Genomic DNA, 11,134 nt, shown 5'->3' on the forward strand with positions numbered 1-11,134 from the left:
TGGCACTGAACCCGTTACTCCCCGTTGAGCTTTGTTGCTTCCGGGCCGTTTTGATCCGCTGCTCCAGAAAGGGGATGCCTCATGAAACGAGGACACAGGGCCGTGTCCGTATCACGTGGCAGGCGTCTTCGGCTACGCGGCGATCTCGGCGCAACGCACGCGCCATTGGGGTGCAACGGCCGGTGTGGGCGAAACAGCTTGCCCTTGCCATATCGCGTCGCAGGCGCGACCGGCCGAGAGGGGGCCCTGAAGACGGATCTCGCTTCACGGCCGCTCGCGAGCGTCCCGCCAGTAGTTCTGCAGCATGTCGGTCGGCCACTCCGGCTGGCGGACGGGGCCGCGGGGCAGCATCTCCCGGAAGACGGGCGCCAGGTCGATCACCGGCGTGTCGTCATCGGCGTCCAGGTCCGTGACGTGAAGGTCCCGGCCCTCGACTCGCAGCAGTCGGGGGTACGAGACCCCGAGGCGGGCCGGGCGGCGGTGGTTCCGGTGCACGAGGCCGCCGGTGGCGGGCCACTGGGGGTTTCCCCGCGGGCTTCGTGGTTCGAGCTCGATGTCGCCGTCCGTTCCCAGGTGGAAGTGGAAGAGCACCTCGATGTGGCTGAACTCGTCGATCCCTTCGAGGGCGCTCTCAGGGACTTCCGGGACGAGACGGATGATCGATTCGACGCCGGCCTTGTAGTCGTCGAGGCGACCGGTCTGGCCTCCGACAACGGTGGCGATCACCGGAACCTGAATGTAGTTGCTGACTTTGAACACGTACTGCCTCTCCTGACATGGCCGCCGTCCGAGGACGGAGGTTCCTTGATCCGGGCGTCTGTACGCTATCGGTCAGCGGGCGGCGAGCACTGCGCGCGCTTGGGCGTCGAGTTCTGCTGCCGGGCTGCCGCCTCGGTTTCGGAACGGGCTCAGCGCTCGGCGCATCTGTACGACGGTCTCCCGAGCGCGGCCAGACTGCACCCCGGTCATGGCGTCGAGCGCCTGCTGCCATGTGGCGCAGGCCGCGTCGAGCTGCCCTTGCCGGACCTGTACGTCGCCGAGGTATCCCAGGGTCACGGAGTGGGTGCGCTTGAACTGCGCCCGGCGGGTGCGGACGCTGCGTTTGAACTCCCGCTCGGCGCCCTTCAGATCGCCGAGGTCCCTCAGCGTGGCACCGGTTTCGTGGGCAAGGCTGGCCTCAGCGAAGAACCAGACACGCTCCGGTTCCTCGCCTTCGTCGGTGGCGCGTCCGAGGTCCTTCTCGGCTTGGAGGAGCGCGGCTGCGGCCTGTGGCTTGTGTCCGGCGGCAGCGAGCGCCCGGGCATGCACGACGCCCAAGAGGGCCTTCTCCCGCCAGCACGCCTCCCGGTAGCGGCGGCCGGAGAGGGATCCCTCCGCCAGGCGGATGGCCTCGGTCGGCTGCTTCAGGTCGACCGCCTGGTGGGCCATGGCACGCAGCACGTGTCCGGCGAGGGGGGCGTCGCCGGCCTCCTCGGCGAGCTGGGTCGCCAAGGTCAGCCACCGGAGCGCGATCGGGTGCTCGCCCGCGTCGAAGGAGGTCCATCCCGCGAGGTAGGCGAGTTCGGCTGCCGCCGAGGTCATGGCCCGGCGCACATGGTCGGTGGGGAACCGGCCGGAGAGAAGCTCTACGACGTCGGTGCGCAGGTAGGCGACGAGTGCGGTACGCCCCACACCGTGGCCGCCGCGCTCTTGGTCCCGGCGGGAGAGGAACGTCGTCATCTCGCGGACGCTGGCGACGTCGTCGAGGGTGACGGTGCGTCGCGAGAGGGGCTTCCTGGCGCGGGCGCGTTCCGCGGCCTGGTGCCATTCGGCCTCGGAGGGGAGCACCATGCCCGTAACCGAGTAGGCCGTCTGCGCCAGCACCCGGCGCCGTTCTATGTCCATGTCCGTGCTCCCGAGGGTGGCCAGCGTGGTGAGGGCGTCGACGCTCCACCCGGGTGCCGGCGGCGCGGCTCGGTCTTTCTGCTCCAGCCCGATGTCGGCGAGCGTGATGACGCGGCCAAGGCCCCGGGTGAGCGTCTCCGCCAAGATATGCGGTGCCCGGCCCTCGGGGATCGCGCCTCCGATCCATCGGGCGATGCGCGACTGGTCGCATCGGAGCAGCTCTGTGGCGCTGTTCTCGGCGGCGACGGCTCGAAAGCGGGCAGCCAGTTGCCGCTGCGACAAGCCGAGTTCCTGGACGAGAGCGTCCAGTTTGGTGTTGCGCATCCGGCTCACGTGCGTGCGCCCCTGTCCCTGAAACGATCTTGCATCACGTGCATCACCTCGCTGGGGCCGCCGGGATACCCGCAGGCCCGCAGGCGCGGTTTCCTCGACGGGACGATATTCCTCCAACCCCCGTGCGACGTAAAGAAATCGGCCTTGTCACGCCTATGGGCGAGGACGGTGACCGGAATTGGCCCTTGCAGGGGCCGAGAAGGGGAGCTGATGAACGTGCACGACCCCGCGGCCGGCCTCCGTCCGCCCTGCACTGCGACGGTAGTGCACGCCCGGAGCCCGCAGGGGCACGACATTGTGGGCGGGCAGCCACGCACCCCGTCTCCCGCCGAGCCGACGTCGTATGACGGGCGCCCGTTCCAGGCCGTTTCGGTTTTCCCGGCGGAACTCTCCCTCGTTTCCGAGGCTCGCCGGGAGCTCCACCGGCTGATGTGCTGTGTCGGGCTTTCCTCGGTCGCGGACGACGTCGCGCTCGGGGCCCAGGAGCTGATGGCGAACGCGGTGGAACACGGCTGCGGCAGCCAGCCGGCAGGGGAGTTCACCGTGAAGGCTTCTCACCTGCGTGGGCGTGTCCGGGTCGAAGTGCACGACGCTTCGGACGAATGGCCGCGCCTTCGGCCGGAGAACGGGGACCACGAGGGGGGGCGCGGTCTGATCCTGGTCGACGCCGTGGCCGCGAACTGGGGAGTCCAGCCAGGAGCGCCGGGCCGAGGAAAGACGGTCTGGATGGAGCTGGACGTCCCGCCCGTGCTGGCGGAGGGGTTGTGATGCTGGCCGCGAGCAGCGACGTGAGCACGATGGCCTGGGCGTTGACAGCCCTCCGCCAGTCCGTTGCGGACGACCCGCCGGACGACGACGAGGTCCTGCTCGCCGCCATCGACGTTGTCATGGACCCCTGTCACGCACCGGCACCCCCTGCGACCCCAACCGCGGCCGACGCCTTTCTGGACCGCCTCCCGTACCGACCGCGCCGTCGCAGGGAGGTCGCCTTGAAGGCCGGCGCGCTCTCCGAGGAGGACGTGGCCTGGATCAGCTTCCAGCTCAGGCGGGCGACCGAGCCGACCATCAACCGAGCGATGGTCCGGGTCCGGCCTGTTCCGACCCGGCTGATCGCGCAGGCGCGTGCGCTCCACCAGGGGGTGCCCGAGGGCGATGACACGGTCGGTTACCTGCGCCGTTACGCCCAGGTGTTGCTGGATCTCCTGGACCTCGTGAGGGGTGACGCCCCATGACGCCCCCTCTCCCCGTGCTCGCCGACCCCACCCGTTCCCTCCTCTCGTCCCGTTGCCGGAGCATCATGACCGCCGACTTCGAAGCCGCCCCCGACCCGCAGAACGCCGAGCCCGTCGGCGACCCGACGCTCATCCGGCTCCGGTCGGATCTGGCGGCGCTGAGGCGGCTGGGGAAGCAGTACGACGGGAAGTCCGGTGACACAGAGGGCGTGCTGCGGCTGGTGACGCCCTGGCTGCCGGTCGCCGAGGGGCGCCTGCAGGCCGCGGAGGGCTCGTCCGCCGACCAGGCCCGCTGGCGGAGCCTCATCGACGAGGTACGCGCCAGTTCCGAAGCGGACTTCGTGACGGCGAGCTCGGCGGCGCGGTCGCTGCTGCGGGAGCTGGTGGAAGCGTTCTTGCCGGGGCCGAGCGTGAGCGAGATCGCGGACCGCGTGCGCAGGGGAATTGCCGACGGCGCCCTTCCGCCTGGAACCCTGCTGTCGCGTATGCGCATCCTGGCGGACGCAGGTCTCACTTCGGCCTCCGGAACCCGTGTGGATCTCGCTCTCCAGGACCTCGCGGCCGACGGCCTGGTCGTGGTCCGTTACTCGAACCAGGTCCTGGTGGCGGGCCCCAGGAGTACGTACGACCAGGTCACCGTCGCGGCCGACTTGCTGCGCGTACTGGTGTCCACCGGTGTCTATCCTCTGATGTCGTCCCTGCCCGTCCAGCAGGATCTGTCCCGGCTCCTTGCTGCCGATAGGTCGATCGTCAGCCGGGCTCTGCACCGGCTGCACGAGGAGGGGTACCTCTCCGTCCAGCACAGCAGGCGAGCGGTGGTCCGCCCGGTGCCGCCGGCCCCGGTGAGCGGGCCGCCCACGTTGGAGGACTTGGTCGGACGGCTGCGCAGTGCGGCGCCGTCCGGTACGAGTCTCGACCGCGCCGGCCTCCGAAAGAGCTGCCGCCGGGCCAAGGGCTGGTGGCACCGCCGCTCAGCCCCCGACGCCGAATCGCTCCGAGAGGTGCGCCAGAGCCTGGTCGCCTCCGCCGCAGACCTCCTTCCGCTCGCCGCCCGCCGGCACCCGGACGACCCGGACGCACACGCCGTCCTCGGGTACACCGTCACCGCCGCGCTGCACGACTGGCCGACGGAGCGGGAGATCGAGGTCTGGCGTCTGGCGTGCGTCGCCACCGCCGTCCTGGATGTCCTCGACCTCGCGGGGGATGCCGCGTGAGCGCCTACCGCCTGCCCCAGACCCGGAGCGTGACGAGTACCGCCCCGATGCACCCCTACCTCGCGCGCGAACTGGTCGCCCGGGCTGAGAGGGCTGACGAGCACTGGGCCCGGCTGGCCCGGATGCAGCCGGCCGACCAGCAGATCGGCGCGGCTCGCCACATCGACCACGCCAACGCGGGGTTCCTGGCGCGGGCCGTCGCGGACTACGGGTGGCCGGGCGTGCCGCTCGTCGGCGAGGAAGGTGCGAGGGCCGCGTGGCGTCTCGCCCTTCGCGCCGATACCCGGGCCGACGTCCAGCAGCTCGCCTCCCGGCTGATGTACGACGCCGTGGACCGGGGTACCGCTTCCCTTCGGCAGTGGGCTCACCTCTACGACCGGTGTCTCGTGAACGCCAACCTGCCGCAGCTCTACGGGACTCAGCACCGCCTCGGCCCCGACGGGCCCCAGCGGCAGGCGGTGTCCGAACCGGCCAGCGACCTCGACGCGCGCCGGGCCGCCGTGGGACTCCCGCCCGCCGGCCTCGCGCTGCGCAGGCTGCGCGACCGCCTGGCAGCAGATCCGTGCTTCGGCGACACGGCACCCGCTGCCCTCGTGGGCGCGGCATGACCGCCGCTGCCGCCCCGGACGCGGCCGAGAGCCTCCGGAAGAAGGCGCGGACGCTCGCGGACGAGGTCCTGGCGTGGGCGCCGGACGGTGAGGACCGGCCGTCGCTGGACCAGGCCGTCACCGCGGTGCACCAGCTCAACGCGTACGGGCAGCGTCTGCGCGACGTGGTTCAGGCCGGTGTGCGGCCGGACTCTCCCGACCGCACGCTGGCCGTCCTCGGCGAGGCGCACAGGCGGCTCGGCCAGCCGCTGACGTCCGCGGTGCCGCCGTTCGTCCTCACGACCGACACCGCCGTCCGCCGGGCGCAGAACCTCGCGCGCCTCGTGGCCGGGCTGCTGTCCGCCCTGGACGCCGGCCCTTCCACTCCGCCCGATCTGGGCGGAAACACCACCAACACCCCTTGAGGGAAAGGATTTTCCGATGAAGTTCGGTACCACGGCGGTACTGCTCGCGGGCGCGGCTGTGGCCGGCGTCGGCGTGGCCCGCCTGCGCCAGGAGGCGACGCACCAGCGGGAGCGGGTCGACATCGCCCTCGCCCGCAACCAGCTCGACTGGCTGGAGAAGGTCTCCACGGACCCCGCCGTGGCGGCGACGTGGGCGCCCGCCGGCATGAAGCCCGAGGAGTACATGGGGCTGATGTCCGCCAACCACCTGATCTGCACCCTCAGCCTGCGCGACCGGCTCGGCCGCGTGAGCAAGCACCAGCTCCGCCTCTACGCCTCGATGATCATGCGCAACGAGACGGCCCGGCGGTACTGGGACCGGTTCGGGGACCTGCGGATCCAGGAGGCCCTGGGAGACCCGCGGGCCGAGCGGCTGAACGACGCCCTGGAGAAGGCCGCGGACGAAGCCGTACGGGCGGCCGAGCGCGAGACCCAGCCCGCCGCCGCCTGACGCGGAGGGGAAATGCCGCGCCGTCCTGACGGCGCGGACCTGAACCGGGGCCTTCCTCGCCCGAGGGAGGCGGCGCACCCGTCCGCGCCCCGGCCGCACCTCCATGGGGGAGCTCGCGGCCGGCCCTTCCCCCTCACCGGTACCGGGAGCCCGGGGCCGGCACGGCATCCCACACCCCAAAAGCACCCCTTTTCTACCGACATGACCGTCAGCGGAAGCGGGGGCGGTGTTCTGGCCGCCCGCTTCGTGCGGCAGGCGCCGACAGACACGGAGGAGAGCGATGACCTTGTGGGGAGCCCTGTTCGTCGCCGGGTTCTGCGGCGCGGTCCTCTTCCTCGTGGAGATCGCCCCCCGCCTGCCGGGCCGGCGCCGCGCCGACGCGGGAACAGCGCCACCACCGACCGACCAGCACGCCCACGACGACCAGAAGGGAGCGCCTTGACCATGAGGTCCTCTTCGACGATGCACAGAAGCACCCGCACGGCGCTCTCCGCAGCGGATCCCCGTATGCCCACGCCCGGCCGGGCAAGATCCGGTACGCAACAGCTCCCCCGCGTCCGCGGAAAGGGAGCGGGGCCCGACCAGCCGATGCTCCTCACCCTGCGCGAGGAGCTGCGCTCGGGCGTCTGGCGGCCCGGGACGGTGCGTACCCAGACCGGCCTACGGACCCGCTTCGGCGAGACCCACCTCATGACCACGGCCGTGACCCGTGTCCTGCGCGACGAGGGCCTGGTCGCGCTCGACGGGCTTCCCGGTGTGCGGGCCCTCGGGCCGGAAGGCCGGCCGGCCCACCGCACCAGCACCGCGACCGACGAGGTCGTGCAGGCGATCCGGAAGCGGCTCACCGACCACACCTACCAGCCCGGCGAGCAAATGCCGCCCCAGCAGTCCCTCGCCATCGAGCTCGACACGTCACGGACGACGATCCAGCTCGCCTTTCTCCAGCTCACGCTGGAGGGGCTGCTGCGCCGCCACCAGGCGGCCGAGAGGCCCGGGACGTACGTCCTCGACCCGTCCCGGGAGGCCCGGGAGGCTCTTCTCCTGGCCGATCTGCAGGTGGCGATGCGCCGGGGCGGGTGGACGCGGGCGGAGTACCCCGACGTCGTCGAGCGCGCGCTGCACGTTCTCGTCGGCTCCGCCGCACGAGCGGGGGCTGAGCCGTGACCGACACCTTCACCGTGATCGCCGCCCTGCTGCCGCTCGGCCTGACGGGAGCGAGCGCCCGGCACAGACAGAAGAAGCCGGCACCTGCCTTCCCGAGCAGGCGGAACGGATCTCCGTCCTGCGCCGGCTTCCCCGCCGACCGCGCCGCCGCCCCGCTCTCGACCTCGGAGTGACCGTGTTCCTTCTCCCTCTCCGCCGACCGGCGGACCCGGCCGTCGTACGGACGGCGACCAAGCTGAAAGAAGACCTCGCCGCGCTGCGGCGGGTGACCACCCGCCGCGCCTGGCCAGCGGCGGCCGTCGCGGAGGCGCACCACCACATCTATGCCTCGACGCAGCCGTGGCTCAGCCTGGCCCGGACCCGGCGCGACACGACGGACTCGGCGGCCGACCGGGCCCGGTGGGACGTGTGGATCGCGGCGCTCACCCCACCCGAGCAGTCGGTCCGGGGCACCTACGCCCAGGCATGCGTCCTCGTCGGCCAGGGCCGGGAGATGCTGCGGGCGCTGCGCGAGACGCTCACCCCCTGCCCCTCGGTCGGGTCGGTCGCCAAGGAGATCGAACGGCTCATCCGGGCAGGGGCGCTGAAGCCCGCAGCCCGGGTTCCCCGCAGATCGCTGGCCAGGCGCCTTCGGGTGCCGGCCGTGTACATCGACCTGGCGCTCGCGGACCTGGCCGCGAGGAAGCTGGTGGAGATCCGCGCCAGCGGGAGCGCCGTCGTCCTGGACGCCGCCGCCCGCGTGAGCGCTCCCGGTCTCCAGCAGCACCCCGCTATAGACGAGACCTCGGTGGGAGCGGCATGACCACCCTCGTCCCCTCGCTCGTCACGGCTTCTCTGCCTCCCCTGGACCGGCAGGTTCTGGAGCTCATCGCCGAAGGCCACAGGGACCCGGAGGTGGCGGCCCGGCTCGGCCTGGGAACCGTCACGCGCGTGCGGTCCCGGCTCGACCAGATCGCCCGCCACTTCGGTCTGGAGGCCGCAGTCCGGCCGCAGCTCGTCCACCACGGCTACGCCTGCGGCGCTGTGCCACCGCCCCCTCTGCTCCACCCGCTCCTCCTGGACGCGGACGCGTTCGACCTGGTTCGTACGCTCGCCGCCGGCAAGACCCTCACCGCCTACGCACGCCAGCGGGGAACGGCCTCCCATCAGGCCGCTTACCTGTTGGAGAAGACCTCCGCCAGGCTTGGGGCCACGACGCGGCCCTCGCTGATCCGGCACGCCTGGCAGCGGCAGATCCTCGGCCCCCGCCCGTTCGCCGCCGACCTCGCCGCCCTGCACGCCAACCGCCCGCGTCCGCCGGAGACCGGGCGGTGGCTGATCGTGCCCCTGCTCAGCGGCTACCGCCTGGCGGCCCCGGCCACCAGGCACTCCCCCACCCGGCACCTCGACATCGCCGACCGCGAGGAAGCGCTCGTCGCCGCCCGCTTCCTCGCCGACCGCGAGGGCTACGCACCCCTGTGGATCACGCAGCCCACACAGCCCGGCCGGCCGTACCGCGTGAGCTGGGGCCGGCGGACCGCGGCGGCCCAGCCGCGCCACGGCTTCGCCGCCGAACCGCTCCAGGGCCCCGATCACCGCCGGTCCGCCTGACCCCCAGCCCGCATCCGGTCTCGCTCGCCTCTGTCCCCTTCCTCTCGTTCAAGGACTGCCTCATGTGCCAGCACCAACCCGCCTGTCCATCCGCTGTATCCTCCGACCGGGAGGCGGCCAAGCCGGTCGCGAGCCACCCCGAGCAGGGCTGGACCCTGCTGTGCAACGGCGTCCTGCTCTTCGAGGACACCGGCGAGCTGCTGCCCGACGGCCGGATCATCGCCCCGCACCGCCCCACGACGGCGGTGGCCGCGTGACCGCCCTCCCCTACATCCCCCGCCAGCACACCGCCGGCCCCACACTCGCCGCCGGCCCGCGGATCGAGGACCACGGGCTGCTGAGCGACCAGCAGGGCAGCGCCCTGGTCCGCCGCGACGGCACCGTCGTCTGGCTGTGCATGCCGCGCTTCGACTCCCCCGCCGTCTTCGCAAGCCTCCTGGGCACCGAGGAACACGGCTTCTGGCAGATCGCGCCCGCCTGCCTACTGGACGCCACCGCCGTCCCTGGCTCGAGCCGCCGCTACGTGGGCAACTCCCTTGCCCTTGAGACCACGTGGGTCTGCGACACCGGCACGGCCACCCTCCGCGACTTCATGGTGCCCGGCGGCGGGTCCCCGCGCCTGGTGCGGATCGTGACCGGCGTGACCGGCAAGGTGACCATGCGGTCGCTGCTGCGGGCCCGCCCGGACTACGGACGCACCGTGCCCCGAATCGCCACCTTCGACCGGCGGCACGCGATCGACCTCCCCCAGGGCGAAGACGCCCGGCTGTGGCTCGACGCCGACGCCCACGTACGCGTCGAAGGCGCCGATCTCGTCTCGGACTTCACCGTCACCGACGGCGAGACGGTCTCCTTCGGGCTCTCCTGGCGGGAGGGCGTGGACAGCCCGCCGCCCGTCCCCGTCGACGACGCCCTGCTGCAGTTCACCCTCGATTTCTGGGAGGAGTGGGCGGCCCGCTGCACCTACACCGGCCCGGACCGCGAGGCGGTCGTCCGCTCCCTGCTCACCCTGGCGGGGCTCATCTACGCCCCGACGGGCGCGATCGTGGCCGCCCCGACCACCTCGCTGCCCGAGGAGATCGGCGGCACCCGCAACTTCGACTACCGCTACGGCTGGCTGCGCGACACCGCCATCGCCGCCGGCTCCTTTCGCCGGTTCGGCTACCTGCGCGAGACGTTCGCCTGGGCGATGTGGGCGGCGCAGGCCGTCAGCAGCGCCGGCCGCCTGCAGATCATGTTCGGCGTCGGCGGCGAGACGGAACTGCCCGAGCGGGAGCTGGACTGGCTGCCGGGGTACGAGGGATCGAAGCCCGTCCGTATCGGCAACGCCGCCGCGGGCCAGCTCCAGGTCGACGTCTACGGCGAACTCGCCATGGAGTTCCACGAGCTCGCCCTGGCGGACGCCAGCTGGTCCCGGCGTCTCGGCTCGCTCGTCGTCACGCTCGCCACCGAGCTGGAGCAGGTCTGGGACCAGCCGGACTCGGGCATCTGGGAGATGCGCGGGCCCGAACGGCACTTCACCCACTCCAAGATGATGGCCTGGGCGACGTTCGACCGTGCCGTCCGCACCATCGAGGCCGGTCACGCCGACGGCCCGCTGGACCGGTTCCGGGGCCTGCGCGAGAAGATCCACGCCGAGGTGTGCGAGCACGGCTACGACTCCGACCGCAACGCCTTCACCCAGTCGTACGGGTCGCGGGAGCTGGACGCCTCGCTCCTGCACGGCCTGCTCGCCGGTTTCCTGCCCGCCGACGACAAGCGTTTCATCGGCACCGTCGAGGCGATCCAGCGCGAGCTGGGCACCGACGACGGGTTCCTGCTGCGCTACCGGACCCACGGCGGCGAGGTCGGGCCCGACGGATTCGCCGGTGAGGAGGGCCGGTTCCTGATCTGCACGGGGTGGCTGGCCGAGGCCCTCGCCCGGATCGGCCGACCCGACGACGCCCGCACCACCCTGGCCAGCCTGCTCGCCGTCCGCAATGGGCTCGGGCTGCTCGCCGAGGAGTACGACCCGGCCGCCGGCCGCCAGCTCGGCAACTTCCCGCAGGCGTTCAGCCACATCGCCCACCTCGACGCGACCGCCGAAATAACGGCCCTCGAAGCCTGCAGCGTCGCCGAGCTGTGGGATCCCGAATCCCGTGTCCAGTTCCGCGACGTGATGTCCACGGAATGTCCAAAGGGACACGGTAATGGGATCTGACCGACAAGGACAGCA

The 11,134-nt window shown here is 72.1% G+C and carries 15 protein-coding genes; 13 read left to right on the forward strand and 2 right to left on the reverse strand.

Translation table 11 applies throughout. The annotated features are described in order from the left end of the window. Positions 1–264: 264 nt before the first annotated feature. Positions 265–759, reverse strand: coding sequence for a TrmO family methyltransferase (locus ACFYT9_RS15745; RefSeq protein WP_388688946.1), 495 nt, complete (start codon positions 757–759; stop codon positions 265–267). Between the two features lie 72 nt (positions 760–831). Continuing rightward, positions 832–2,208: a Tat pathway signal protein gene (locus tag ACFYT9_RS15750; protein ID WP_389163826.1), complete on the reverse strand. Its 1,377-nt coding sequence runs from the start codon at positions 2,206–2,208 to the stop codon at positions 832–834. Between the two features lie 219 nt (positions 2,209–2,427). Between ACFYT9_RS15750 and ACFYT9_RS15755 the strand changes: the two genes are divergently transcribed. The 13 genes from ACFYT9_RS15755 to ACFYT9_RS15815 all read left to right on the forward strand — a co-directional run bounded on the left by ACFYT9_RS15755 (position 2,428) and on the right by ACFYT9_RS15815 (position 11,119). Further along, positions 2,428–2,985 (forward strand): ATP-binding protein, encoded by a 558-nt coding sequence (locus tag ACFYT9_RS15755; RefSeq protein WP_389163829.1) that lies wholly within the window; start codon positions 2,428–2,430, stop codon positions 2,983–2,985. Further along, complete coding sequence (locus tag ACFYT9_RS15760) at positions 2,985–3,449, forward strand: hypothetical protein (RefSeq protein ID WP_389163831.1); 465 nt, start codon at positions 2,985–2,987, stop codon at positions 3,447–3,449. The genes ACFYT9_RS15755 and ACFYT9_RS15760 overlap by 1 nt, the downstream gene beginning before the upstream one ends. Next, the gene (locus tag ACFYT9_RS15765) at positions 3,446–4,663 is read left to right on the forward strand and encodes a GntR family transcriptional regulator (RefSeq protein WP_389163834.1); all 1,218 of its coding nucleotides are present in this window, start codon (positions 3,446–3,448) and stop codon (positions 4,661–4,663) included. Before ACFYT9_RS15760 ends, ACFYT9_RS15765 begins: the two co-directional genes overlap by 4 nt. Continuing rightward, entirely contained in the window at positions 4,660–5,271 is a 612-nt protein-coding gene (locus ACFYT9_RS15770; RefSeq protein ID WP_389163835.1) for a DUF6624 domain-containing protein, read from the forward strand. The genes ACFYT9_RS15765 and ACFYT9_RS15770 overlap by 4 nt, the downstream gene beginning before the upstream one ends. After that, entirely contained in the window at positions 5,268–5,675 is a 408-nt protein-coding gene (locus tag ACFYT9_RS15775) for a hypothetical protein (protein WP_389163838.1), read from the forward strand. Before ACFYT9_RS15770 ends, ACFYT9_RS15775 begins: the two co-directional genes overlap by 4 nt. Before the next feature lie 16 nt (positions 5,676–5,691). Continuing rightward, positions 5,692–6,165 carry a DUF6082 family protein gene (locus tag ACFYT9_RS15780; RefSeq protein ID WP_389163841.1) on the forward strand — a complete coding sequence of 158 codons (474 nt, stop codon included), beginning with the start codon at positions 5,692–5,694 and terminating at the stop codon, positions 6,163–6,165. A gap of 280 nt (positions 6,166–6,445) precedes the next feature. Further along, positions 6,446–6,607 carry a hypothetical protein gene (locus ACFYT9_RS15785; RefSeq protein ID WP_017236914.1) on the forward strand — a complete coding sequence of 54 codons (162 nt, stop codon included), beginning with the start codon at positions 6,446–6,448 and terminating at the stop codon, positions 6,605–6,607. Between the two features lie 146 nt (positions 6,608–6,753). Beyond that, positions 6,754–7,329 carry a GntR family transcriptional regulator gene (locus ACFYT9_RS15790; RefSeq protein WP_389163843.1) on the forward strand — a complete coding sequence of 192 codons (576 nt, stop codon included), beginning with the start codon at positions 6,754–6,756 and terminating at the stop codon, positions 7,327–7,329. Next, positions 7,326–7,502, forward strand: a complete 177-nt coding sequence (locus ACFYT9_RS15795) for a hypothetical protein (RefSeq protein WP_389163846.1) — start codon at positions 7,326–7,328, stop codon at positions 7,500–7,502. Before ACFYT9_RS15790 ends, ACFYT9_RS15795 begins: the two co-directional genes overlap by 4 nt. A gap of 2 nt (positions 7,503–7,504) precedes the next feature. Then, the gene (locus ACFYT9_RS15800; RefSeq protein ID WP_389163849.1) at positions 7,505–8,131 is read left to right on the forward strand and encodes a hypothetical protein; all 627 of its coding nucleotides are present in this window, start codon (positions 7,505–7,507) and stop codon (positions 8,129–8,131) included. Then, positions 8,128–8,919, forward strand: coding sequence for a hypothetical protein (locus ACFYT9_RS15805; RefSeq protein ID WP_389163852.1), 792 nt, complete (start codon positions 8,128–8,130; stop codon positions 8,917–8,919). Before ACFYT9_RS15800 ends, ACFYT9_RS15805 begins: the two co-directional genes overlap by 4 nt. Before the next feature lie 62 nt (positions 8,920–8,981). After that, entirely contained in the window at positions 8,982–9,176 is a 195-nt protein-coding gene (locus ACFYT9_RS15810; protein ID WP_017236920.1) for a DUF5999 family protein, read from the forward strand. Between the two features lie 14 nt (positions 9,177–9,190). Beyond that, the gene (locus tag ACFYT9_RS15815; protein WP_389163882.1) at positions 9,191–11,119 is read left to right on the forward strand and encodes a glycoside hydrolase family 15 protein; all 1,929 of its coding nucleotides are present in this window, start codon (positions 9,191–9,193) and stop codon (positions 11,117–11,119) included. The last annotated feature ends 15 nt before the right edge of the window (positions 11,120–11,134 follow it).

The organism is Streptomyces sp. NPDC004435, from assembly GCF_042873895.1.
Lineage (GTDB): Bacteria > Actinomycetota > Actinomycetes > Streptomycetales > Streptomycetaceae > Streptomyces.